This window comes from Polluticoccus soli (assembly GCF_029269745.1).
GTDB lineage: Bacteria > Bacteroidota > Bacteroidia > Chitinophagales > Chitinophagaceae > Polluticoccus > Polluticoccus soli.
In genome coordinates, this window is sequence record NZ_JARJHT010000001.1 from 1,102,177 (window position 1) to 1,129,014 (window position 26,838).

Genomic DNA, 26,838 nt, shown 5'->3' on the forward strand with positions numbered 1-26,838 from the left:
TTATATACGCAGCCAGCGACTTGTTAGTATGACCGTAACCAAGTTTTTTTCTTTTCTTTGCAACCAAAATAGCCTTCCCGACATGCTGCCTAAGTACAACCGCGTATTGCTTAAATTATCTGGCGAATCCCTGATGGGTGACCGCACTTTTGGTATTGATCCCAAAATGCTGGAACAGTACGCCCTCGATATCAAAGCGATCACAGATATCGGTGTACAAGTGGCGATCGTTATTGGCGGCGGTAACATCTACCGCGGCATGAACGAGTCAGAGACCGGTATTGAGCGCGCTCAGGGAGACTATATGGGTATGCTGGCCACTGTTATTAATGGTATGGCGCTGCAAGCTTCGCTCGAGAAAGTAGGCGTCAAGACTCGTTTGCAGAGCGCGATCAAAATGGAGCAGGTGGCTGAACCTTACATCCGTCGCCGCGCTATCAGGCATCTGGAAAAGGGCCGGGTAGTGATCTTCGGTGCCGGTACTGGTAACCCATACTTTACGACTGATACTGCAGGGTCTCTGCGCGCCATCGAGATCAATGCAGATGTAATCCTGAAAGGCACCCGCGTAGACGGCATCTACACTGCTGATCCTGAAAAGGATAAAACAGCAACCAAGTTCACAGAACTCAGCTTCTCTGAAGTAATCGGTAAAGGAGTGAAAGTGATGGACATGACTGCATTTACACTTTGCCAGGAGAACAATCTACCGATCATAGTATTCGATATGAATACAACGGGTAATCTGTTGAGCGTGGTAAGCGGCAATAAAGTTGGTACGCTGGTAAGTTAGTTATCTAAGGCGTTTCTTTTTGTTGCGCTCGTAGTCTTCAAAGATATACTGCCCAAGCCCATCGAGAGATGAGTAGAAGGCTTTGCCGCCATTTACTTCAGTGAAGGTTCTTACAAAACGCTGCAGGTACATATCACTTGCTATCATAAACGTGATGACAGGTATCTTCAGCCGTTTAAGCTGGCCTGCAAGGTTCAGCGTACGGTTCAAGATCTTACTGTCAATACCAAAGCTGTTCTTGTAGTACTTATTACCAATCTTCAGACAAGTAGGTTTGCCATCAGTGATCATGAAGATCTGTTTGTTGGGATTCTTACGTCGCCTAAGGATATCCATTGCCAACTCCAAGCCCGCTACGGTATTAGTGTGGTAGGGTCCAACTTGTAGGTATGGCAGGTCTTTCATCTCTATCTGCCAGGCATCATTGCCAAACACTACGATGTCCAGTGTGTCCTTCGGATATCTGGTGGTGATCAGCTCACTTAATGCCATTGCCACTTTCTTCGCTGGTGTTATCCTGTCTTCACCATACAGAATCATTGAGTGGGAGATATCAATCATCAAAACAGTAGAAGTCTGGGTTTTGAAGTCCATTTCAAAGATCTCCAGATCGTCTTGCTGCATATTGAACTGTTCGATGCCGTGATTGACAAACGAGTTCCTGAGGCTACCTGTAAAGTCTATTGCTTCCAAAGCATCCCCAAATTCATATGGACGGGTTTCAGGATTTATCTCATCGCCTTTACCACTCTTAAATGTATGATGGCTTCCTGTTTTAGTTTTCTTTAGCTTGCCAAATATCTCTTCCAGGGATTGCTTCCGAATCGTCTGTTCTGTTTTCGCAGTGATCTTAAAGCTTCCGTCAAGCTCGTCTTCGCTCAAATACCCCTGGGTTTTCAGATCTTCGATGAAATCGCCAATACCATACTCGTCGGATGACAGATCATATTCCCTGTCGAGTTGGGTCAACCAACTCAATGCCTCTGCCGCATCGCCATTGGTGTATTGCAACAACTCCATAAAAGTGCCAAACAGCCGTTCAAACGGCGTCTTATTATTTTGCTCATCGCTGTACTCTGAAAAAACAAATCCTTTCATACTGTACCTCTCCTAATCTAAAGTTACGATGGTTTTCAATGCTGTGCTCAAAGCTGATCAGATGGTGTGATCAGTTTTAGATATCGATATATAGTTTCTGATAAAATCGCGGTCATCACATATCTGTCCGAAAGAATTGGTCTATTTTTGGCTTATGCAACGGGATCAGGTAATAACCGTAAACGAACAAGACGAACAGGTTGGACTTCTGGACAAACTTGAGGCACATAAAAGCGGTGTATTACACCGGGCATTTTCCATATTTATCATCAATAAAAACAATGAGTTATTGTTGCAACAGCGCGCCGCAAATAAATATCACTCGCAAAACTTATGGAGCAATACATGCTGTTCGCATCCTATGCCGAGGGAGGAAACAGTTGCTGCAGCTCACAGGAGACTGATGGAAGAAATGGGCTTTGACTGTGATCTCCAGTTCATGTTTACATTAAGATATTGCTCAGAAGTTGGCAATGACCTTACAGAAAACGAAATGGATCATGTATATGTTGGAAGGCATGATGGTCCGGTGAACATTAATCCCGAAGAAGTACAGAACTACCGGTCCATCTCTATCGAAAATCTTTTGCTGGAAACGAAAGAACAGCCGCAAAGATTTACTGCATGGCTTCATCTTGCACTTCCAAAATTCATTGACGAGTTGCAAAAGACAAAACTAAGCTAGTCAGCCTCATAGCATCCAATATCAGGCACTCCTTTACGAGGCTTTCCATCAAGGTCATCCGATATTGCAATTGATGTGCCCGCATTGATAAGAGGAGAACCGACTTGCAAATGAAAATCCCAATTGTTTTGATCAACAAATTTCGGGTCTTGATTGATCAGGCAATTCTTTTGTATTACATAGTCGGGTATAGCTTCTTTTTTTCGTAACACACAGTTCTCCAACGTTAAGTTGTATTTATACTTATCTACTTTATCGAAAAAAGCTTCATCTTCAAGTGAACCCCAGATAACGCAGTTACGAAGCACAGCATTCAGATCATCGGCCACGTATTGATTATTGCCGACATCGAAATAGTTAAGTATAGCAAGAGCAGGTTCCTTCAGGTGATTGATCTTATCACTGTTAAAGACCACAAAATCGCAGTTGTTGATCTCATAATCGCCACCCTGTACTATAGCCAGCGCCTGCGCGCCACAGGCATTAATCAGGCAATTTTCGGCTTTGAGTGATCCCTTAAAACTCAGGATACCATAACCGATAGAATTTTCAATTCTGGAATGAGTTATGGTCAATTGAAAACTATCGCCAACAAGTAGATCAGGCTCCAGCTGTATGGCGGAAGGTAATCCCGCTCCCGTATTGCTACCACAGTTCTTTAGCACAGCGTAATGTATCTCATTCTTCACGCTATATTTTGTAAAGTATATTCCACCCCATTCGCCGGGATATCCTTCATATCCAAAATAATCCCTGTCCAGGCGATCGCCCTGAAAAACGACACTGTCGGTTTTTGTGCCGAGTACTTTCAAACTTGCCCCTTTAAATACATACAATCTCGAATCGCCGTGCATATACACCCGGCATCCGGCAGGTATAGTTAGCACCTGATCAGTATCAACAGCGGCGCTGTGAATGATCACATATGGTTTCGTGTCATTCCATGTCTGTGTTTGTAATTCTTCCCCTACAATGTAATTCGCATCTTGTCCATAGGCTATTACCGGTATAGAAAAGTCCTTTCCATTCAAAGTTGCAATAAGCCTGTCTTCAATTACGAAGGGATTATTCTGATTCCTCGGATCAATCTTAACTGTAGCGAATACGTGAAAACTATCATTAGGCGCTACTTCAATGTTCGTTGACGAATTACCTGGTTTGCCATCAATATTCAGGTGAAAAAACGAGGTATCACCTTTTTCAAGGCGAACCGAACTGATGTTTATCTTTTGATTTTGTGTATTAACGATACGTACATCGACGGTAAAACTACCCATTGCCGTAAATACGGTATCAAAGGTCAGAGTGTCTACTGAAAACTTGAGGCTTCCCCCGCTATTAAGCATTTTTTCCTTCTTGCAAGCAGGCAAAAAAGAGATAGCGCTCAACAACAAAACAATCAGAATAGCAGGACGTATTCGAAACAAATTCATTGTCTGTAAAGTTAACGGAACGTATATAATAACGTGCGGGGGCAATAAATATTTTCATTGAGTTGATAATTATGCTTGTTCATGCTTTGCATTACGCAAGTCTGCCTCTATTTTTGTTTTTTATGGCAATTGTGAGTCTTCTTTCAGATTTCGGCCTCCAGGATGCATCAGTTGCGTCCATTAAAGCTATTCTGGCTCGCATACCTGAGATTCGAATTATCGATATTTCCCATCTCCTTGAACCCTTCTATCTTCAACAAGCGGCCTATTTGTTAGGATCTAGCTACAGCTATTTCCCTGAAAGGACATGCCACCTGGTGTTTTTCGATACATTTTACGAAACGACACCCACATTAGTATTACTAGAAAAAGACAATCACTTTTTCCTGGCGCCAGACAATGGAATACTGCCACTCACATTTGGCCGGGAGCTGGGAACTGTGTGGAAATGTTTCGAGCTAGATACCACAAAGAACTTTAAAGACTGGGTGACAACTGCGGGAGAAATGGTGCAGGCTCTTGAAACTAAAACACCAATAGAATTAGGACTGCCGGAATATGAATTAAACAATGCACCACAACCGATATTACCCAAAATAGATGGCAATACTGTCGAATGTCATGTGATACACATTGACAGGTTTGAAAATGTTGTTTTAAACCTTACCCGGGAGCAATTCACAAAAATCGGGAGAAACAGACCTTTCCGCATCCAATTCATGCGCGATGACGAGATCTCGCAAATAGACGACAGGTACAATGCAGTGCGAGAAGGGGAAAAACTGTGCCGGTTTAACGCTGCCGGCTTCCTTGAAATTGCGATAAACAGGGGCAATGCCGCAAGTCTCCTTGGTCTAAAGCTTAGCAGGGAGCAACATGTTATGTATAATACAATCAAAATCGTATTCGAATGATAGTACGGATAGTGCAAATGACCTTTCAACCCGAAAATATTCCTTCATTCCTCGGGCTTTTCGAAGAACGTAAAATGATGATTCGGAATTTCGAAGGTTGTAAACACCTGGAACTATGGCAGGATGCGCATGCAAACAATGTGTTCTTCACGTATAGCATCTGGGAAAGCGAACAACATCTAGATCACTATCGCTTTTCAGAACTATTCAAAGACACCTGGGCGAGGACCAAGGCATTATTTGGAGAAAAAGCAAAAGCCTGGAGTGTAAACCAGAAAATTATACTGGATTAAAAGGAAGAGGGTTGATAAAATCAACCCTCTTCCTTTTTTATAAATGCTGTAATATTTTTTGCCGAACGGTCTCGAATTGTTGCTCTGTTAACTTGAGCTTGGACTTTGTGAAATTTAGATCGTTGGATGAGCTTACAGGAACCAAGTGCATATGGGCATGTGGCACGTCAAGACCGATCACAGAGATGCCGCACCTATCACAATCAAAAGCGGTCTCTATAGCTTTTGCTATTGGTTTAGCGAAAATCAGCCATTCACTCAGCAACTCATCACTAACATCAAAAAATTTGTCGGTTTCTTGCTTAGGCACCACCAGCACATGTCCTTCTCTTATCGGGAAAATATCGAGAAAGGCGAAAAAATGCTCATTCTCAGCAATCTTATAGGAAGGAATTTCTCCTTTGATGATCTTAGTGAAAATACTCGCCATCAGATCGAAATATTTTCGATTTTGAATTTCAAAACTCCACCAGGAGCCGTTACCTCGGCTACATCACCAACCTTTTTCCCTAAGAGACCTTTACCTATCGGAGAGGTAACCGATATCTTTCCTGCTTTTAAGTCAGCCTCCTGCTCAGAAACGATCTGGTATTCGAAGATTTTCTTATTACCCAGATTAGTCACTTTAACCTTGCTTAGTATAGACACCTTGCTAGTATCTACGTCTTTAGCTTCAATTACCCGAGCAGTTACTATAGCCGACTCTAACTGAGCGATCTTTGCCTCGTGGTATCCCTGAGCTTCTTTAGCAGCATCATATTCCGCGTTCTCTTTTAAGTCCCCCTTTTCCCGGGCTTCTGCTATTTGCCTTGCAATCTCCGCTCTGCCAACTGTTTTCAGTTGGTTGAGCTCCTCTTTCAATTGATCTAATGTTTCTTTCGTTACGTAGTTAACTCCCGACATATTAGTTCGCTTTTGATTTTACTATACGAAAAAAATACAACGCTCCTGAAGACACAGAAGCGTTGTACTATCAAAAATAATAAATTTCCTTACTATTAGCGCATAAACCTCAAAGAAAAGGTATGCACACCGTTTGCAGGTGTATGCGTAGGTCTGAATGAGTAGTCCAAGCCAACTTTAGGGCCTTTTTCACCCAGCCTGTGCTGTACCGTTGCACCAGCAGCATATCCGCTGTAGAACGTACCAGTAGACCTGCTGGTAATATCCCTTTCATAACGATAGCCACCACGCAGCATAAATATCTCGCGGAAAGCATATTCTACGCCACCACCGATATAATCGTTGTTGAAAGAGTTTGACGTAAAGTTAACCATTGCCGTAAGCCTGTGCTTAGGCTGATCGTCTTCGTTCTGCAAATGGTTCTCATCAAGATAGAAATCGTATGCCGCACCAAAGTTAAGGTACGTAGGCATCGCGAACTTCTCAGACGGAGTTTCACGGTTCAGTGTATAGATCTCGCTTTCAGGAGCCTGGCTCTCGATGGCGAAACCACTACCCGTGAATTTCATGTTCGTACCCAAGTTACGCAGCGTGATACCGAAATGGAAATTATCCCGCTTGCCGGTAACATACTGGATACCTGCTTCAAATGCTGCACCGCTAGCCCTCACGTTCGATATTTGCTCAGAAACGAAAGTTCCGGCTATACCTGCGTGTATTTTCTCAGAGAATGATTTAGCAAAACCCAGTGAGATATTAAAGAACTGAGGAGTGTATGTACCGATCTGGCCTTCAGGATTATCATAATCTGTGATCATGATATCACCGAAGCTAACAGACATCACGTTAACGCCAATAACACCAAAATCACCAAGCTTCTGACCAAGTCCCAGATTATTTATACCTACGCCGCTTCCGCTCAGGTAACGGCTGTACGCCAGACCTACCTCAGTTTTTTCAACAAAAGCCAGACCTGCGATATTTGTTTTAAAACCTTCTATACCTTTCACCTGGGCAGTATTCAACCCGAATACACCAGTACTCTGACCCCAGGGGTTGATAAGCAACTCAGTTGCTCCGGCCTGGCCAACACGATCCTTGTTTCCAGCAAACGCTTGTAATGAAGCTCCTACCACACACATCGCTATTGCAGATCCTGTAAGTAATTTTCTCATAATTATACGTATGATAAATGTTTTATTTAGTGGGCCGGCCATAGCCGGCCCATTTTTTCAATATTAGTAGCTTGTTACATCCACAGGACGCATTGCGCCAAACCATTTCAACACTGTTTCACCAATACCCTCTGCCTGAACATGGATCAGATACATACCACTAGCTATCGGCAGACCTTTTGAGTTCCTGAGATCCCAATCGATATATGCAGCATTGGCATTATCCTTTTCCAGCCTGCGTATCAAAGCACCTTCCAGAGAGTAAATATTCACCGTGGATTTTTTGGGCAGGTTTATTATACGTACACGTGTATCAAGCCTGTTCTTTTCATAACCAGCATATCCGTAGTATGGATTAGGAACTACATTTATCCTATCCAGCAGAGCTTGTTTGTCAAGATCAGGATTGTCGTTGATACTCTTAGGAGCCAGATCTTTAGTACTGAATGCATAGATCGGGTTACCTTGTTGAGTTGGATCAGGACGATCGCGCAGAGTTACACCTTCAGGTTTAAAGTTAGCGTACGGACGTTCAACGCGGATCTTTACCCTGGTCTCTGTAGGAATGAAACCTTCCGACAAAGGCAGGTAATTTTGTCCTGCCGCCAGCAGCGGGTTACCAACCCAAATAGCGCGACGATATGCGTTATTACGTGAAGCCGCATTGTGAGCTTGCTCTTTAAACTGCTTTCCTTCGTCATAACGTGAATTCAACACGTATATGTAGTGCTTGCCGCCAAAAATATAAGTGCTTACACCTGTAGCTTCTTCAGTTACTACACTCTCTGAAACTGGGTTCCAGATCATATCATTACCGTTATAGTTCTTCAACCATGAGTCTTCACCGAAAACGATGTTCAGACGTTCTCCTGTTTCCTGGTTAACAGCATAGCCCGGGAAGTATGACATACCGGTATCCGATGCATCAGCTGAATAAAGCGGCCTACCGCTAGCATCCAACTCACCCGTCCAGCTGCGATGACGCCTAACACTGAATTTCTCAGCTTTACCTTCTGCCAGAGACTTGTCTTCTTGCTGCTCAATTACAACACAACGAGTCCATTTGGTCTTATCGGAAGTGAAAACAACATCAACGCTTTGCAGGTTAAACAGGCCTTGAGAGAATGTACCTTGTTTAGTAACACCGAAACCGCAGTTAGTAGTAACCTCACCAGTTGTAAGATGCTCTCCGGTTGCACCCAATACATAGGGAGCCCAAGTACCACGGGTTAACGTGCTGTTGCTCATCATACTTTCGTAGAACTGGCCCACGGTATCAAACTTACGATCATTGTAGTCACACAGACTAAATGTATCCTTAGCACCACCACTACGAATCCAGTTTTTACGATCGCGGCCTTCAGCATCCTGAGTACCAGCTAACCAAGGTTTAGCTGGATCCATAAATGTGATGCTTGAAGTAATATAACCGTTGCCATTAATTTCATCGTCACCAGGCCTAACAACTTGCTGAACAGCAACTGATAAACCGTAATCTTCCAGTATTTGCTCGTTGTAATTATTAAGATCTTGCTCACCGTAGATCGTAGCGCCATTTGTTAGGTTGACTAATCTCCAGCGGCTGTCAAACCTTAATCCACGATCGCCAGCTTGTAAACCACCTTCAATAAACAGTTCCCAATCGTGAGCTTTGATCCTAACCGGGTCAATCACTTTAACATTAACGGGACTATTACCTTGCTTATAAACAGGATTAGCAACAACAAACGGAGTTTGCAGAGCAGCATTTTCAGACTCTTCAGTCATTTCCATCAAATTGCCACCGTTACCAGAACCTTCAATGCGGGTGATCTTAACACCATCGCCGTAATCCGCATTCAACACAGTACCCATATCGCCGTTAGCAGGGTTAGGCATAGCTACCACAACAGGTATTACGCTACCACCTGCACCTTTAGAACTTTCTATATATGGTGCTTCCTGAGATGAGTCAATGTCGTTAATATTAAATGGTGCAAATTCGTTGTGAGCATATGCTATAGCAACGAAATAATAGTTGCGATAATTTACCAGACGTTTGTCATTACCCTTCGCAAACTGATCTTGTGTTATAACGAAGCTATGACGAACACCGCTGTCTTTACCAGTGACCATAACGTGAGGTTCCCAAGTAGAATCGCTAAGATCTGTACGCTTTTTGTAATTAATGATACGTGATACTCCATTAGCCATATCCGTCTGGAATACCTCAGCAGCCAGCTCCGTATTCAGTTCACCATCTTCATCGAATATTTGTGCAGCTTGCACGCGCTCATCCCTTAGCTGGAATACCCTGTAACCCTCAAACTTGTACAGTGAGTCAGCTACCTTAACTGACTTTGAAGTCGTAGCGTTTGCACGGAATTTTTTAGCAGTGTCATAACCGAATTTCTCACCATAGTTGTTGCTGATCGGATCGTTAACCAAATAGAATACGATCTTTTTATCCATTTCACGAGCAACCATGCGTGGAGCTTCCGGCCCTTCTACCCTTTGGAAATTGTTGTTATACAGTGATTGAGCCAGGTCATCTGCAGCCCTGATCTTCCTGAACGAAACGTTAGGACAACCGCCCACATCCGATACCCATATAGCACCGATTGTGATGTCGTTTACAACACCGGGTTCCAGTGTGAAAGGACCTGAAGAGTGCACAAATCGACGATCACCAGGAGCGTTGCTACAGTTACACTCAGACCATGCAGTTTTATCGCTAGGATCACCAGGAAATACAAAATTGGTAAGGTTGGAGGTACCATACCCTTTTGACGGAACGTTCGGACCAACAAAGTCGTTGCTGAAATGCTGACCATTGGTGATCGAACCAGTCATGTAGTAATAAATATGCGTACCATTTCTAGGGTTACCGATGACGCTATTATCGTTGTTATAGTAAGTAAACGCTTCCATTTTCAACTCAACAAAACTGTCAAGTCCATTTTTATCTTTACCTACAAATTTCTTAGGACCTTTAAAGAAGTCTACGCCCACCATTGGCACTTGCTCGCCGTAATGGTTAGCGGCACCTGTACCATCGGTGCTGGCAGCATTATACAGTATACCAAGGCCCCTGCTTACGTCGCAACCAATGAAGTCATCCAGGTGATAACCAAGATCGGCATCGGTCCAGGTAGCTATATAAGTGCTATCCAGTGTAAGATTACCACGGTTGATAAGCTTATAGTTATAGAAGGTGGCATCGTTGATGAAGTCTTTGGTAGAGTATGCGAAAGCATTAGCTTGCACCTCAAGGCCAATTCCTTCAGTATTTGATTCACCTTTAACGTTACCCTTATCATTGAATACCCACCAGATGTACTGGTCACCCTGGATATTTGGGTAATCACCCAGGTCAGGACGGTATTTTTTGTCACCATCAACATCCACGAAAGGCGCGTAACTTTTGTCGTCGCCAATGTTCAGCGGGTTAAGGTTTTTACCAACAGCATTGATGTTACCTGTTGCAGGCCATTGTTTGATAGCCTCGTAAGCAGGTTCATTCAGCGCATCAGCTTGATTTTTTAACTCCCTGAAACGGTTAATATCTTCTTTATTAATTTTCCAGAAACGATCCCACTCATTACATGTAGCAGCGTCGATGTTAGCAGCATCGTCCAAAGGGCCAGGCCAATAGTCGTTACCACTTTGACGATAAGTCTGGGCAGCTACTTTCAGCTGGCCCTGAGCATCATAACCACCAATCCAAACAGAACCGGCAAACAAAGAGTTTTTCCTTGAGCCTTTAGGAACTTCATAACGAGCTTCAGATGTACCATTATCCCACCACATGTCGCCACCGGTCATCAGCCTTGCGCGCACGTTATTGATATCAAGGTCAATAGCGGCGGTCGCGGGCCTACAACTGGCGGTAGTTTTCAATTGGCCAAGCTTTTGGCCATTGCCACTGTTACTACCTGCGCCTATATTAGGCTTTGCAAGCGATACCGTTGCAATGCCGGAAAATGCGGCAAGCGACAGGGCGAAAACTAGTTTACTTTTATTCTTAAACATAACTATTGAAGTTATAAAACAAACGATTTTTAGAAATTGAATTGAAGACCAACGTTAACGCGGCGTGGCAGGTTAATGTTGTTGATGCTGTTCTGGGTACCACTCAAACCTGTGCTTATGCTATACAGATCGATGTACGATTGCGGATCAATCTGGTTCTTAGTCAGTGCGATACCACTTGGATCAGCCAGGAAGCCATCGTCATCAGTGCGGCCTGTATAACCATTAACACTCAACACATCACGGGTATTCAGAACGTTCATGATCATAACATATGCATTTACGATCAGCGGCTCTTTCTTCGCTATCCCTTCAGCAGTCTTTTTACCAAAATCAAGTTTGAAATCTTTGTCTACACGCAGATCCAGCATGTAGTGCCATGGCAGGCGAGAGCCGTTGATAGAACCCAGGATGGTACGATCAAGCGCAGTTGTGCGTGCATACTTTGTATACGGCTCACCACTCCTTGTGCTGAAGATCAGGTTTGCGCCAGCATTCTGCAGAATGTGCCTGTTACCAACTACTGGACCCATATTATCGAAGAAACGGTAGTCGATGTTTGCAATGATCTGGTGACGTGAATCATAGTCAAGAGCTGTAGCAAAACGCAGGTTAGGCAGCTGTGCAGAGATAAGGTTCTGCAGCAGACCATTCTGACCTACAAAGCTGCTACCACCGGCACCGTTACCGCTTGAAGTACCTGAACCACTACCTTCGGCAAACTGCAGGGTATACGACAGGTTCATGCGCAGGTTACCTACACGACGCAGATCATATACTGCACGCAGACCTTTCGTAGTTGAGAAGTCGCGGTTACCATATGTATAATATGTCTGAGGGAATGCAAACAGGTAAGGGCGCAGTTGGATCATGTCTTTACGCTCTTTGTAAAATGCGCTCAGTGAGATAGAAGACTGTTTTGTAACTGATTGTTGGAAACCAACCTCATAGTCAAACAGCTTCTCTGGTTTCAGGTCAGAGTTTGGCATGATCAGGTTACCGCTATTCTGCATGAAATAGTATTGGTCAGGACGAGCATAAGCTGCAAACCTTGGCCTTTGTACAACAACGTCGTAGTGTGCATAGAACAATGCAACATCAGATATAGGGAACGAGAATTTAACACGTGGCATTACATTCACCTGAGGCTTGTAATCGGTGAATGAACTGTTGGGATCAAATGTAGAGTCAGTGATCCTTGTGGTTTTGTTAACCAGGAAAGGCTGAGGATCGCGACCACCAGTATATGTCTTCAAAGTATTCGGATCATCGATCTGGCGACCAAATGGATCGTACCAGTTATCGCCATTCCTATAACCTACAACTGTAGGGTTAGTGCTTTCGTTGCTGTTTACATATACTACGTAATCATCACCAATGTTTGATGGGTGACCACCTGCTGCGTCATTCCTTGCGATATCACGTACATCACCCAATTTACGTACCTCATACAGAGAATATGGGTCTTTCAGCACCTTAGTGTTGTTATCGAAACGATCTACACGAACACCAACGTTGAACAACATGTCCTTGTACTGGAACCTGTCAAGGATATAACCAGCCAGGTAGTTAGGCCTGTAAGGAGCCACATCACGTGTCAGGTTACCATTAGCATCTTTCTTTGTAAAGAAGTCATTAAAGTTTACCTGACCTTTTTGTTTTTTACCGGTATAGTCGTAACCATAGTAAGATACAAAGTTGTTACCCTGGTTGAACAGTTCGTCAGCAGAGAACAGATCAAGAGACAGACTGCTTGGGTCAACTGCATCTATGTTGACAAAATCGGTTCCTTTAGGATCCAGACCCAGCCTGGTCCTCAAATTGCGATCAAATACAGATTGCGCAGTATCAACTGAGATGTAATTATAGAATATAGTATCGAATGGAGAGAAGCTCACCAGACCATTCCTATAGTCGTCTTTAGTATAACGTTTGCCGCCAACGATCAGCACTGGATTTTCTTTATCCAGGCGGATATGTGTGTTTGTCAGCTGACGCATGTATTGCCAGAGACCACCACTTTGGCTGGCACCGCCGGTTGAGTAAGAACGTTCAATACGTTGTTGATAATACAAACCGAATTCGATAGCGTGCCTTGTTTTGCCAGGCTGAAGATCGAACGATGCATCTACCTGAACACTAAACTGGTCCTGCTGAGAAAATGAATAACCCTGTAATGAGGCACCCACATTCTGCCATAGGTTGTAAGTACCTGCTGGCAGCGTACCATTTGGCAGGCCACGTTCAGCATATATTTCCTGAATATCCCTAGGCGTTTGACTCAGGTTATAATAAGTAGATGTATAGTTAGCCAGTATTGGGTTAAGTTCAGAACGTTCGAAAGTAGTACGCGTTGCGCTCCTCGAACCGTCAAATATAACACCGGTCAGACCAGTGGTATCGTCCACTTGACCTGGTCTGTAAACAGATGTATATTCAGTATTGAATTTACCAACATAGCCATACTTGAACAGATCACGCTTATGATCTTCGTGCTCACGGCTGTTATTGGTTGTCTGGTAATCTGCTTGTAGTGTATAGTAAGCGTTTGAGATTAAAGGTTTTTTCTCCGCTGTATCGATAGAGGCATTTGCTTTACCAAAGCGCTGAGTTAAACGCAGATAACCACGTGCTGTAGTGTTTTTATCAATAGGAATTGCATCTGCTGCAAATAAAGACCATGAATAGTAGCCCATTTCATCAGCATACGCTTTTGCACGGCTGTAGCTATAGTTACCACCTGCAGTCAGGTTCAGGTTGTCAGCAAGCTGGAAATCGAGTTTGCCATTCAGTACACCCCTCAGACGATTTGCATTGTCGCGGGCTTTCTGAAGTTCCAGATCTTCTTTGCGAACAAATTCCGTAGAATAAGCTAATGCTGAAGAACCAGTCTGGCTAGGTACCACCCTCAGCGGAGTTGCCTGCAGTTCTGCCAGCTTCGCATCGTTAACTTTATACGTACCGCCATAAACAGGGCGCGGATCTTTATCATATACTACATCAGCACCAATAAAGAAACCGGCAACGTTTTTCTTACCACCTTCAATTTTTTTGCTGTACAGTGGGCCAGACAGGGTAAAGTTACCCAGGTTGTGTCCATAACCGTCAACACCGCGTTCCAAAAGCACGCCACCACGTAATTTGTTTGATATACCTTTTGTTGTGATATTGATCACACCACCGATCGCATCGCCATATTTTGCAGACAGACCTGAAGTGATCACGTCCATCTGGTCGATGCTACCTTGAGGAAGGTTGATACCCGAACGACCGCGCACCTGCACACCATCGATAATTACGAGTGTACCGTCTGTACGCGCACCGCCGATGCTCAGACCATCTGTGCGTTGATAAACGCCACCTACAGTTGAAGCGATACCTTCTGTGCTACGGGTAGCCATTTTTTCAATTTCTTCTGATGATTTTGATTGACGACCATCGCCAAACGGATCGATCAGAGGAATTTTGTACTGAACTACAACAACCTCATTCAGCTTGTTGGCATCCAGTTCCATAGCCACGTTCACCAGCGTGTTTTTGTCCGCACCTACGATAACATTCGAAGTAAGGCTGGTTTTGTAAGACTGATAAGTAACCTTTACCGTGTAACGACCAGGAGCAAGTGGCTTAACAAGGTACTGGCCCTCTTCATCTGTAGAACCACCACCTTTAACTAGATCCCCCTCCAAGACTTGCACAATAGCACCGATCATGGGAGCTTTTGTCTCATCCACGACGGTTCCCGTGATAGCGCCACTTTGTGCAAATGCTGTACCAGCAACACTTACAAACAATAGCGCGAACAAATAACGTAGTTTACGTGTCATATCCTGCATTAAATAATTATTAACCAAATGAACGGTAAAGATAAAAACTTCTGTTAAAAGTAGCACCGCGCAACATATTTTTTGTCAGATTATTGTTTGTTTTCCTTATATTATCTGACCAGCCTATATAACTTACGGGGCGATGACAATTTTATCCAGCAGCACTTTGCTCATCTTGAAAAGTGCTTCGAAGCTATAGCCGGCTATGTGCGGCGTCACTATCACCTGCGGCATTTTTATTATCTGTTCAAAAATTTGCGCTACTTCTGGTGACATATTACGGGGTGGTTCCTGCTCAAAAACGTCCAGGCAGACGCCGGTTATTTTTTGGCTAAGAAGCCCGTCCAGCAAAGATTTTGAGTCAACTACCGATCCCCGGGATGTATTGAGAAGCACAAAAGGGTGTAGCATTTTTCCGGCAAACTCCGCATTGAAATAATGCCGGGTATCTGCCTGCAATGGCACGTGAAAACTTATAATATCAGCTTGTTTGTAGATCGGTTCGAGCGTGTCACAATTTGTAACATATGAAGGAAAATTGTTTGCATCATACTTGTCATATGCAAAAATATTCATGTCAAAATTCTGTAGCTTTCGGGCAAAAGCACGACCCGTATGACCAAAACCAATAATGCCAATTGTCTTCCCCTCAAGTTCTACCCCCCGATTTTCCTCACGAAGCCATTGCCCATTTTGCACCTCCTCATTACTTGTAACGATATGCCTTTTTAGGCTTATCAGCATTCCAAGTGCATGTTCCGCAACGGCATTGCAATTACCTTCGGGGCTGCTGTAACAGGCCACACCTTTTTTAACGGCATAGGCAAGGTCTATCACCTCCATACCTGACCCCATTCTTCCAATCCATTTCAACAAAGGCGCAGCATCCAACAGTTGCTTATCAAGCTGCAGGCGTGTCGAAGTAATAACCCCAACACAGTCAACTATCAATGGGAAAGCTTTTTCCTGGTTTATCTTTTCTTCAATAATGCATCTATATCCGGCATTCTCCAGACCTTTTACTAAAACTTCATGGACTGGGGCGGCTATAAGGACTTTGCCTTGGTTGGTCATGAGTAGTACAGCTTATAGAGGGCCACAAAATCGCCGACAGACAACTGCTCGGCCCGTTTGTACATAATGGGATCTTTAAGCGCATCGGGCGGCAATATACTTTTTAGCGCGTTCCTAAGAGTTTTCCGCCTTTGGTTAAAGGCGGTCTTAACCAAGGTGATAAACTTCCGCTGGTCTGTTATTTCATATGGGTTGGCGATATTCTTAAGCCTTATTACCCCACTCTTCACCTTAGGTGGAGGGGTAAAACAGTTTTCGTGGACGTCAAAAAGGTATTCCACTTCAAAAAATGCCTGCATTAACACACTCAGAATACCATACAACTTTGATCCAGGTCCTGAAGCTACACGTTGGGCAACCTCCTTCTGGAACATACCTATCACTTCTTCAACCTGCGGTTCCCATTCAAGCACCTTAAATAAAATGGGCGAAGAAATGTTGTAGGGAAAATTGCCGATGATGCTGAATTTACCCTCGAACGGCACATCTGCTTTAAGAATATCCTTTTCGATGATCCGGCCCTGCAGGTATGGGTAAGTTTTCTGGAGATACACCACTTTTTCGTTATCGATCTCGATTGCCTTGTAGTCAACCCCTTTCAGTTCGATAAGGTATTTGGTTATCGCCCCACCCCCGGGACCTATCTCCAATAACTGCATTCCCTCCTTTACAGCCAGGGATGAAACTATCTTTTTACACATGTTCTCGTCATGCAGAAAATGCTGCCCGAGACTCTTCTTAAGCGTATATGGTTGTCCCAAAAGAATTTCGATTAAAGTTCAGCCGGTTATAAAAACCTGGCAGTACAAAGTTATGCTAACTCACCAACCTATTGTTGGTGCGTATAAATTTGCAACGTAATTTGATAGCATGGAATTTAAAATCTTGGCCAAAGCAGGCAAAAAAAACCATTTGTTCATCGTGGATGACGCCGCGACGTTGAAACAGATAAGCGATCTGGATACAAATGAATTAAAGTTCAGCACCACTGCGTTCAACAACGATCAGTCATATATCTCGATCAACCAGTATAGCAGGCATATCTTTATTTATTTCATCAGGAACAAGAAAACGGATTGGCAAACCGCAGAGATGCTAAGGAAAGGCGGTGCGGAACTCCAGGCCTTAATGAACCGTCAGAAGCTGGCCGAAATAGTGATCACCAATCTGTCGAAAAATGCAAAAGCGGCCTATTTAATGGCTCAGGGTATGGCGCTTTCCAACTACCAGTTTTTAAAATACCGCAACGAGGCAAAAAAACTGGCAAACACGCTGACAACAGTAAATTTTACCAATCAGTCGATAACAGTAAAAGAAACCCAGGAACTCAATATCATCACTGATGCTATCTACCGCGCCCGTACATTAGTAAACGAGCCACTAAACTATCTCACCGCAGTGCAACTGTCCAAGGAGATAACTGCGCTGGGCAAGGAAGCCGGCTTTAAAGTAACCGTTTTGCAGAAAGCTCAAATGGAGCGCGAAAAGATGGGGGGTATTCTGGCGGTAAACCGTGGCAGTATCGACCCTCCAACGTTCACCGTAATGGAGTACACACCTAAAAAAGCTATCAACAAAAAACCGATCGTCCTGGTTGGTAAGGGTGTTGTATACGACACCGGCGGCCTTTCATTGAAGCCAACACCGGCCTCAATGGACCGTATGAAAAGCGATATGAGCGGTGCTGCGCTGGTAAGCGGCGCTATGTACGCCATTGCGAAAATGCAGATGCCGCTGCACGTTATTGCCTTAGTACCAGCTACCGACAACCGTCCTGGCGAGAACGCTTACGTGCCCGGTGATATTATCAAAATGTACAGTGGAACTACCGTGGAAGTATTGAATACCGACGCAGAAGGCCGTTTGCTTTTGGGCGATGCGTTGCATTGGGCCAAGCGCTACGACCCTGAATTGGTAGTGGATTTTGCCACACTAACAGGTGCTGCATCTGTAGCAGTGGGCGAGCATGGTATTGTCTGCATGGGTACTGCGCCTGACAATGTAAAACAGGCGTTTCGCGACAGTGGCTTCCGCCAGTATGAACGCCTTGTAGAATACCCGTTATGGGATGAATATGGCGACCTGATAAAATCAGATGCTGCTGACCTTAAAAATGTAGGCGGCCCTTCGGGTGGCGCTATTACAGCCGGCAAATTCCTGGAGCATTTCACCAATTACCCGTGGATGCACTTCGACATCGCCGGAGTGTCGTTTTCTATGACCAAAAAAGGCTATATCCCTACAGGCGGAACAGCTTACGGCATGCGTATGCTGCTTGATTTTCTGGTTAACTATGGAAAAGCTTAACTACTTTTGGTTTACTCATGCAACAACACACTGAAAAGCCGGTAATTGGGATAACTACCGGCGATCTGAACGGGATAGGACCAGAACTGATCATCAAAGCACTGTCGGACAATCGTATTATGGACCTGTGCACTCCGGTGGTATTTGCATCTAATAAGGTGATCAACTTCTATCGTAAAATGGCAGGCACCGAAATGCCGTTCAATTTTACCAGCACCAAGGATCTGACTAAACTCAACCCAAAGCAGGTAAACATATTCAATTGCTGGGAAGAGGAAGTACCGCTGCAACCCGGCTCATTGACGGAAGCAGGTGGTAAATACGCCATTCGCTCGTTACAAGTGGCAACTCAATGTCTTAAAGACGGCCAATTGGATGCGATCGTTACAGCGCCCATCCATAAAAGCAACACGCAGATGCCAGACTTCCCATACACAGGGCATACCCCTTTTCTTAAGGATAAGTTCGGCGCCCGCGATGTCTTAATGCTGCTTTACAGCGGAGATCTGCGCGTGGGCCTCGTAACTGAACACGTACCCGTCGCAAAGGTGGCACAGATGATCACCAAGGAGCTGTTGCAGTCTAAATTCAACTTGCTGAAAGATAGCTTGATCAAAGACTTTGGCATAGACAAACCCAGGATTGCAATTTTAGGCCTTAACCCACATGCCGGCGACAACGGTCAGATAGGCACAGAAGAGCAAACTGTTATCAAGCCATTTATTGAGCAACTGCAACAACAGGGTCATCTCGCTTTCGGACCATATGGTGCGGATGCATTTTTCGCACGCAGCAGCTACACGCAGTTTGATGCCGTACTGGCCATGTATCACGACCAGGGCTTGATACCGTTCAAGACTATCGCTCATGGCGAGGGTGTAAACTATACGGCAGGCCTGCCTGTTATCCGTACTTCCCCCGATCATGGTACCGCATTCGATATCGCAGGAAAAGGCATCGCTGAGCCATCCTCTTTCCGCGAAGCAATATTCCAATGCATCGATCTGCTTCGCAAGCGCAAAGAACATGCGTTTTACACAGCTAATCCTATGAGACGAGGCCGAATGGAAAAAGAAAAAGAAGGAGATTCTGTAAAGATCGAAGATTAAAAAGCTTCTATATAAATAAAAACACCTGCCTGCATGGCGGGTGTTTTTATTTTAAGATTGATGCACGGCAGCGTACATAATGGCAAACTTTTTATTGTTCAATATAAAGCTCCCAATAAACAAAAGCCATTATGAAAAGAGACGGCGCGCTGAAAAGCATCTGGCAGGAAAATATTCCTGACTATCAATCTGTTAATAACTGGAATAAGGATGAGGTATTTGACGTATTGATCGTGGGTGGTGGTATTACCGGCCTTACTGCGGGTGTGCTGTTGCAATCGGAAGGAAAAAAATGCATTCTGGCCGAGGCATATAATATTGGATTTGGGACAACCGGCGGTACTACTGCGCACTTAAACACCATCCTCGACACTTCTTATGATTCGATTGAAAAAGACTTTGGCGCTGAAGACGCCAAAATGGTGGCCAGCGCCAGCCGGGAGGCCATCGACCTGGTTGAGGGACTAGTTACCCGTTATGGTATTGATTGCGATTTCAGCTATTTACCTGCTTACATCTACGCAGATACAGCCGAACAATCGGACCGCCTCGATGAGATCAGGGAAGCAAGTACCCGAGCAGGTGTAGTAGCGAGCTGTTCAGAACACATACCGGTACCTATGGCCTTTAAAAATGCCTGCAGGTTCGATATGCAAGCGCAGATACACGCTACGAAATATCTGCATGGTTTAGCTAAAGCCTATGAAACTGAAGGAGGAGTACTGATACAACATTGTATTGTTGGCAATGTGGAAAACGGGCAACACTTTACCGTCGACTCTTCGCTGGGAGAGATCAAGGCGCATAAAATAATATACGCCACACACATCCCACCGGGTATCAACCTGTTGCACTTCAGGTGTGCACCTTACAGGAGTTATGCTTGTGCATTTACTTTAAAGAGCGGCGACTATCCCGCGGGTTTGATATATGACATGAGTGACCCTTACAACTACTTCCGCACACAAACTATCAATGGCAGGCAATACATTGTAGCGGGTGGGTTTGATCATAAAACCGGGCATGAAGCAAACACAGAACAAGTATTTCGCGAACTGGAGGCTTACCTGCGTGGACACTTCGATATAGATAGCATTGACTATAAATGGTCATCGCAATACTTCAACTCAGCTGATGGGTTACCTTACATAGGCGAATTACCAGGAGCAGAGAATATTTACGTAGGCACCGGCTATTGTGGCAATGGGATAACATTTGGTTCGCTGGCAGGCAAAATGATCTGCGAAATGATCACTGGTCATGAAAGCAAGTATGCCGAACTGTTTGATCCTAGCCGTATAAAGATAGTTGCCGGCTTTGCAGATTTTGTAAAGGAAAATGCTGATGTCATCAGCAAGTTCATCGGTATGCGCTTTGACTATGAAAAGGTGAGCGCCCTCGCCGAGCTTGCCCCCGGCGAAGCAACGCTTGCAGATTGGGAAGACCACAAAGTAGCCCTCTACAAAGACGAAAACGGCCGCATACATGCCCTTGATCCTGTATGCCCACATGCAAAATGCATAGTGGATTGGAACAGTGCCGAAAAAAGCTGGGACTGCCCCTGTCATGGCTCACGGTTCGCTTACAATGGCGCACTGCTCACAGGCCCAGCTCGCAAAGGGCTGACACAAGTAAAATGGGAAGATATAGAAGGTGATTAACTAAGGCTAAACATTTCAATTTCCCAACTCATACAAACCAATACTGCAAACTGCTAACTTTGTCCTCCTATGCTTCAGTTTGAAAGATTTACACTGGATAATGGCCTGCGTGTTCTGGTGCACCAGGACGCAACTACTCCTATGGCAGCTGTCAACGTACTATACGATGTAGGCGCCCGCGATGAAGACGCCAGCCGTACTGGCTTCGCACACCTGTTTGAACACCTGATGTTCGGAGGCTCAGAGCATATTCCTGTATATGATGAGCCGCTGCAAATGGCTGGTGGCGAGAACAATGCATATACAACCAACGATATAACCAACTACTATATCCAGTTGCCATTGCAAAATATGGAAACAGCTTTCTGGCTGGAAAGCGACCGTATGAAAGCACTGGCATTCAGCGAGAAAAGCCTGGATGTACAGCGCAAAGTGGTAAGTGAAGAATTCAAGGAGCATTATCTCAACAAGCCTTACGGCGACGCTTGGCAGCACCTGCGTGAGCTGGCTTATGTTGTTCACCCTTACCAATGGATGACCATAGGAAGGGAATTGAAGCATATCGAAGAAGCACAGTTGGAGGACGTTAAGGCCTTCTTTTATAAACACTACCGCCCGGTGAATGCGATACTTTGCGTAGCGGGAAATGTGACTACCGAAGACGTTCGAGTGCTTGCTGAAAAATGGTTTGGCGACATTCCATCGGGAGAAAAATATGTCCGCAAAATAACACCGGAGCCACACCAGGAAGCGGCACGTACCAAAACAGTATTTGCAAACGTGCCACTGGATGCGTTATACAAGGCATGGCATATTGATGGACGCTTATCGCTACCCTATTATGCCGCTGACCTTATTACTGAAATAATGGGCAATGGCTTTGCATCGCGCCTCTATCAGCGCCTGGTAAAAGAACAACAGCTGTTCAGCAATATCAGTTGCTACCACACTGGCAGCCTCGACCCGGGATTGCTGGTAGTAGAAGGAAAGATCGTTGAAGGCAAAACACTTGAAGAAGCTGATGCAGCTATAGAAGCAGAGTTTCAAAAGCTGATCGCCGAGGGCGTTACAGAAGACGAACTGCAGAAAGCCAAAAATAAGATCGAGGCAATGATCACCTTTGAGGATATGGCCCTGCTCTCACGTGCAAACAACCTGGCATTTTATGAATTGCTGGGGGATGCGCAGATGGTAAATGAAGAGTGGAACAGGTATCAGTCTGTTACCTCAGCGTTCTTGCAGGATACAGCTAAGAACATCTTCAGGCCCGACAACTGTAGCACGCTATATTATAGGAGAAAGCCGGAGGAATAACTCAAAGATTTACACGATACACAACTACACAACATGCTTTTCGACGGAAAGTTTGCAGCCGGAGGTGAGTCCTTCGACAACCGCATAACACAACTATTTGGCATCAAATACCCGATCATACAAGCCGGTATGATCTGGGCATCGGGCTGGCGCCTTGCATCTGCCGTGAGCAACGCCGGTGGCCTTGGTATAATAGGTGCCGGCAGTATGTATCCTGAAGTTCTAAAAGAGCATGTGCAGAAGTGTAAACAAGCAACCGATAAACCATTCGCAGTAAATCTTCCCCTGCTCTACCCCGATATCGATAAGCATATCGCTATCATACTGGAAGAAAAAGTACCCATCGTGTTCACCTCTGCAGGCAATCCTAAAACGTGGACCAGCACGTTAAAAGAACACGGCATAACGGTGGTGCATGTAGTGTCGAGCGCCAAGTTTGCTAAGAAGAGCGAAGAAGCCGGTGTTGATGCGGTAGTAACCGAAGGTTATGAAGCAGGTGGCCATAACGGTCGTGAAGAAACAACTACCATGTGCTTGATACCGGCTGTACGCGAAGCGATTAAGATCCCGCTGATAGCAGCAGGTGGCATTGCTACAGGTCGCTCTATGCTGGCAGCAATGGCTTTAGGCGCAGAAGCCGTGCAACTGGGTAGCCGATTTGTATGCACCCCCGAGGCTTCTAGTCATGATGCCTTTAAGCAGTCAGTTATCGAAGCCGCAGAAGGAGACACCATCGTTACTTTGAAACGACTTACGCCCGTACGTCTCATAAAAAATCATTTCTACGACCAGGTAAAAGAAGCCGAAGAGAAATGTGCCTCTATGCAGGAGTTGATGGATCTCCTGGGTCGTGCTCGCGCAAAGAAAGGCATGTTTGAGGGTGACCTTTCAGAAGGTGAACTAGAGATTGGACAAGTTAGCAGTATCATCAATGAGATAAAGCCCGCGGCTGATGTCGTAGCAGAAGTATGGCAGGAATTCCAATCAGCTGTACGTCATCCGTTCACTTACTAATCAACGCTAGCTCTTACAGGATTAGTCCAGCAAGTAACTATTGTTGTCTTCTATCAGGTTAAGGTCTACAGCGTCCATGCCTGATATGCCTTCAATAGAACCTTTGATGTGGGCTGCATTCAGCAACACTTTCTCCAGTTGCTTCTCACGGGCCTTCCAGAGTTTTTCCATCTGGTCGCGTTCTTTCTGTATGGAGATCTTCATATTCATGAACCCTTCGCGGATAGCTTTCCACTGCTCAGAAAACTCAGAGCTGATAAGATATTCATAGAGCATGGTCATCTTATCTCCCTTATTTTCCTGGCTTTTATTCGCGTTAAATACTTTAGTCACCAGGTCACGCAGAACAGTTGCCAGGGCTCTTACTTCGCTAAACGTACATATCCAAACCCCGTCCTTCTCTCCAAATTCATCCATGTCCTTAGGCATGGCCTGCGTTACGATCACAGCTACGTCAGCCCCAAGGCTACGCATATCGGCCTTCAGCTTTTCTATCCATTCAGCGCTAAAGTCTTTAGTACGTTTGCTTTCATAAATGATCTTACCGCACTCTTGCCCAAAGTTGTTGCGCACAGTTTGTATGCAGTCTGCACCACGTACGCCCTTGCCTACTTCGCTCACCACATCGAACGGAAATGCCGTGCGGAGTAATTCCTCCAGGGCCAGCTCCTGAACCTCACCTTGCAACTGCATAGAGCCCTGTTCGGCCTTGCGGCGCATTTCTTCCGCCAGTTTACGTTGGTCTTCCAGCTGCTTTTCCAGCTCACGCATCTTCATCTGGTAGTCTACTTCCTTCAGCGACATGCGCTCGGTCTCCTCCCTACGTATCTGCTCGGCCAGCGAGTTGCGCTGCTCCAGAAGACGCTTTTGCATCTCCAGCTCTCTATTTACATCCTTATTCTGCAACTCCTGTATCTGCTGCAGGAATTCCAGCTCCTTCCGCTGGGAATCTTTAAGGCGGGCTTCTTTTTCCAGCTTTTCGTTCTCCAAAAAGCGCATGCGCGTCTCAAAATCGCCCGATACCCGCTTGCGGACAAGTTCCTCCACCTGACCTGCTATTTCTGCCTCCCGTCTCTTGAAGTCGTCTTCCTTTTCCGTCTCCTTCCTCTTAAACTCATCATCCTTTTTCTTCATCCATTCGGCCATTTTGGCCCTCAACTCCCTCTGTACCTCATCCCGGATCGCATCATTCGGCTCAAATTCATTCCCACAGCTGGGACAGGTAATAGATGTGCTCATACGTTTTTCTTATAATATCGGAAAATACAAAGTTCGGATTTAATGCAGAAAACCGCTGAGGTTATTATTTTTACAGTAATGCGGTTGACGGCGCTACTTACCATCTGTTTTATTTCACCATACATACCTGCGCATGCGCAGCTGTCCGACCGTGCCCAATACATGTATGACCTTGCGCTTATCAGCAGGGCAAAGAAGCAGAACAAGGAGGCCATCGCTTACATAAACACCGCTATCAAAGAACGTCCCTCTTTTGTTGAAGCGTATAGTGCACTCGGTGAATGGTACTACCAGGCCCGCGATTACCGCAATGCCATCACCACATTTGCTGCAGGTTCAAAAGCTTGCCGCGACTGTAACAAGACCTTTGCCAAACCACTGGTGCGTTGCTTCCTGGCCAGCTATAGGCCTACAGAAGCCTTGCAGATCATTCACGCAACTGCTCCGGCAAAAGACCCAGGCGATTGGGTTCAACTCAAAGAGCAGGCCTTGTTCATGCAAAAAGCAATGAACGAAAAATGGCGCGACACTGTTCACAACCTCGGCGTCGATATCAACTCTCCCTACCCGGAGATGCATCCTTACGTTAGTGCCGACACACAGACGCTTTACTATACACGCAAGGTCAACGGCATCGATCAGGACTTTTACCGCTCACTACGCGATACATGCGGTGGCTGGTATACTGGCCGCAACCTTGGCGCACCACTTAATACTGCCGCACAAGAATGCGCTCAAATGGTATCGGCTGATGGACACTACCTGTTCTTCACCCGTTGCGAGAACAAAAGCGAGAACGGATGGGACCAGGGAGGCTGCGACTTGTTCATGGCCTATACCGCCGATAGTGTCTGGTCTGTACCCGAAAGCTTTGGTGCAACCATCAACACACCAGCTTATGAAGGTATGCCCTGCCTGTCGGCCGATAACCGCGAGCTCTACTTCGTAAGCGACCGCGAAGGTGGCTACGGCGGGCTCGACATATGGGTCTCACGTTTCGAGGATGGCCTTTGGCAACTGCCACGCAACCTCGGTCCCACCGTCAATACACCAGGCAACGAAACTGCACCGTTCCTTCATATCGATAACCACACACTGTACTTTAGTAGTGATGGCCATACTGGGTTGGGTGGATCAGACTTATTCTTCGCACGTAGGGTGAAGGATACTGTTTGGACCCAAGCTCATAACATGGGCTACCCTATTAACTCTACTGCCAACGAAAGCAGCATCAGCGTCACTATTGGCGGTCAGCGGGCCTATTTCTCTTCAGACCGCGATAGCGTGCTGGGCAACTACGATATCTACGACATCAAATTGCCGGCGCAATTACAACCTGTACCTGTTGCCATCGTTAAGGGGTTTACTTACGACAGCGTGGGCAAAGACAAGCTTAACTATGCCAGCATCTATGTTGCCGATGCTAGCGGTGAAGACCTGTTTCATTTTGTTACCAACCGCGGCGACGGCAGTTACATGATCACTTTACCGCTGGGGGCTAACTATGCATACCGTGCCGACCGCGTTGGATATCTTGACATTAGTGATACCATTCGTCTTGCAGAAATTGATTCCATGCAAGTGGTTGACCACAATATCCCATTACTACCTCAGGGCTACCAGGCGCCGATCACCGATAGCACCATACTCACTATCCACTTCCCTAAGAACAGTGCTGCACTTACCGACTCTGACAAAGCTGCCCTTCAAGAAGCTATATCACCATGGCTCAGCAAACAGGGCTTATATATTATGGTGCATGGCTACACCGATAATACCGGCACTCCAATGATCAACGAACAGCTCTCTTATATGCGAGCCGGTTTAGTTGCACGGGCGCTCAACGAGGTTGGCATTGACAACTCCACAGTACATCCGCAAGGCTGGGGCGAAGCAGATCCTATAGCATCGAATGACACGGAAGAAGAACGCGGGCTGAACCGCAGGGTAGAGGTGATCGTAAGGTGGTAATTACAAGCAAAACGAAT

The 26,838-nt window shown here is 45.4% G+C and carries 20 protein-coding genes; 10 read left to right on the forward strand and 10 right to left on the reverse strand.

What is annotated here, in order from left to right; translation table 11 throughout:
- Nucleotides 1-82 precede the first annotated feature (82 nt).
- On the forward strand, nt 83-793 hold the full coding sequence (gene pyrH / locus P2W83_RS05020; protein ID WP_276132602.1) for a UMP kinase: 711 nt from the start codon (nt 83-85) through the stop codon (nt 791-793).
- On the opposite strand, the gene P2W83_RS05025 is transcribed toward pyrH, so the two are convergent.
- Nucleotides 794-1,891 (reverse strand): vWA domain-containing protein, encoded by a 1,098-nt coding sequence (locus tag P2W83_RS05025; RefSeq protein ID WP_276132603.1) that lies wholly within the window; start codon nt 1,889-1,891, stop codon nt 794-796. It lies immediately after the preceding gene.
- A gap of 154 nt (nt 1,892-2,045) precedes the next feature.
- Between P2W83_RS05025 and idi the strand changes: the two genes are divergently transcribed.
- Nucleotides 2,046-2,576 (forward strand): isopentenyl-diphosphate Delta-isomerase, encoded by a 531-nt coding sequence (gene idi / locus P2W83_RS05030; RefSeq protein ID WP_276132604.1) that lies wholly within the window; start codon nt 2,046-2,048, stop codon nt 2,574-2,576.
- Here the strand turns inward: idi and P2W83_RS05035 are convergent.
- A complete protein-coding gene (locus P2W83_RS05035; protein ID WP_276132605.1) occupies nt 2,573-4,009 on the reverse strand; it encodes a choice-of-anchor Q domain-containing protein in 1,437 nt (478 codons plus the stop codon). The genes idi and P2W83_RS05035 overlap by 4 nt on opposite strands.
- Nucleotides 4,010-4,131: 122 nt before the next feature.
- On the opposite strand from P2W83_RS05035, the gene P2W83_RS05040 reads away from it, so the two are divergent.
- A complete protein-coding gene (locus tag P2W83_RS05040; protein ID WP_276132606.1) occupies nt 4,132-4,923 on the forward strand; it encodes an SAM hydrolase/SAM-dependent halogenase family protein in 792 nt (263 codons plus the stop codon).
- Nucleotides 4,920-5,216, forward strand: coding sequence for a putative quinol monooxygenase (locus P2W83_RS05045; protein ID WP_276132607.1), 297 nt, complete (start codon nt 4,920-4,922; stop codon nt 5,214-5,216). Before P2W83_RS05040 ends, P2W83_RS05045 begins: the two co-directional genes overlap by 4 nt.
- 37 nt (nt 5,217-5,253) lie before the next feature.
- Here the strand turns inward: P2W83_RS05045 and P2W83_RS05050 are convergent, their stop codons facing one another.
- The 7 genes from P2W83_RS05050 to rsmA form a co-directional block, all read right to left on the reverse strand.
- Entirely contained in the window at nt 5,254-5,646 is a 393-nt protein-coding gene (locus P2W83_RS05050; protein ID WP_276132608.1) for an HIT family protein, read from the reverse strand.
- Nucleotides 5,646-6,119 carry a transcription elongation factor GreA gene (gene greA / locus P2W83_RS05055; protein ID WP_276132609.1) on the reverse strand — a complete coding sequence of 158 codons (474 nt, stop codon included), beginning with the start codon at nt 6,117-6,119 and terminating at the stop codon, nt 5,646-5,648. The genes P2W83_RS05050 and greA overlap by 1 nt, the downstream gene beginning before the upstream one ends.
- A gap of 95 nt (nt 6,120-6,214) precedes the next feature.
- Nucleotides 6,215-7,294, reverse strand: a complete 1,080-nt coding sequence (locus P2W83_RS05060) for a PorV/PorQ family protein (protein WP_276132610.1) — start codon at nt 7,292-7,294, stop codon at nt 6,215-6,217.
- Between the two features lie 63 nt (nt 7,295-7,357).
- On the reverse strand, nt 7,358-11,305 hold the full coding sequence (locus tag P2W83_RS05065) for a hypothetical protein (RefSeq protein ID WP_276132611.1): 3,948 nt from the start codon (nt 11,303-11,305) through the stop codon (nt 7,358-7,360).
- 29 nt (nt 11,306-11,334) lie between these two features.
- A complete protein-coding gene (locus P2W83_RS05070) occupies nt 11,335-15,132 on the reverse strand; it encodes a TonB-dependent receptor (RefSeq protein ID WP_276132612.1) in 3,798 nt (1,265 codons plus the stop codon).
- A 132-nt stretch (nt 15,133-15,264) separates the two neighbouring features.
- On the reverse strand, nt 15,265-16,206 hold the full coding sequence (locus P2W83_RS05075) for an NAD(P)-dependent oxidoreductase (protein ID WP_276132613.1): 942 nt from the start codon (nt 16,204-16,206) through the stop codon (nt 15,265-15,267).
- Entirely contained in the window at nt 16,203-16,967 is a 765-nt protein-coding gene (gene rsmA, locus P2W83_RS05080; RefSeq protein ID WP_276132614.1) for a 16S rRNA (adenine(1518)-N(6)/adenine(1519)-N(6))-dimethyltransferase RsmA, read from the reverse strand. The genes P2W83_RS05075 and rsmA overlap by 4 nt, the downstream gene beginning before the upstream one ends.
- 109 nt (nt 16,968-17,076) lie before the next feature.
- On the opposite strand from rsmA, the gene P2W83_RS05085 reads away from it, so the two are divergent.
- From P2W83_RS05085 to P2W83_RS05105, 5 genes are all read left to right on the forward strand, one after another.
- Nucleotides 17,077-18,513, forward strand: coding sequence for a leucyl aminopeptidase family protein (locus P2W83_RS05085; protein WP_276132615.1), 1,437 nt, complete (start codon nt 17,077-17,079; stop codon nt 18,511-18,513).
- Nucleotides 18,514-18,530: 17 nt separating this feature from the next.
- Nucleotides 18,531-19,622, forward strand: coding sequence for a 4-hydroxythreonine-4-phosphate dehydrogenase PdxA (gene pdxA, locus P2W83_RS05090; protein WP_276132616.1), 1,092 nt, complete (start codon nt 18,531-18,533; stop codon nt 19,620-19,622).
- A gap of 131 nt (nt 19,623-19,753) precedes the next feature.
- Nucleotides 19,754-21,283 carry an FAD-dependent oxidoreductase gene (locus P2W83_RS05095; RefSeq protein WP_276132617.1) on the forward strand — a complete coding sequence of 510 codons (1,530 nt, stop codon included), beginning with the start codon at nt 19,754-19,756 and terminating at the stop codon, nt 21,281-21,283.
- A gap of 69 nt (nt 21,284-21,352) precedes the next feature.
- A complete protein-coding gene (locus P2W83_RS05100; RefSeq protein ID WP_276132618.1) occupies nt 21,353-22,597 on the forward strand; it encodes a M16 family metallopeptidase in 1,245 nt (414 codons plus the stop codon).
- Between the two features lie 33 nt (nt 22,598-22,630).
- Nucleotides 22,631-23,611 carry an NAD(P)H-dependent flavin oxidoreductase gene (locus tag P2W83_RS05105; RefSeq protein WP_276132619.1) on the forward strand — a complete coding sequence of 327 codons (981 nt, stop codon included), beginning with the start codon at nt 22,631-22,633 and terminating at the stop codon, nt 23,609-23,611.
- 21 nt (nt 23,612-23,632) lie between these two features.
- Here the strand turns inward: P2W83_RS05105 and P2W83_RS05110 are convergent, their stop codons facing one another.
- Nucleotides 23,633-24,850, reverse strand: a complete 1,218-nt coding sequence (locus tag P2W83_RS05110) for a DUF2130 domain-containing protein (RefSeq protein WP_276132620.1) — start codon at nt 24,848-24,850, stop codon at nt 23,633-23,635.
- Nucleotides 24,851-24,892: 42 nt separating this feature from the next.
- Here P2W83_RS05110 and P2W83_RS05115 point away from each other — a divergent pair, with 42 nt between their 5' ends.
- A complete protein-coding gene (locus P2W83_RS05115) occupies nt 24,893-26,821 on the forward strand; it encodes an OmpA family protein (RefSeq protein ID WP_276132621.1) in 1,929 nt (642 codons plus the stop codon).
- Nucleotides 26,822-26,838: the final 17 nt, after the last annotated feature.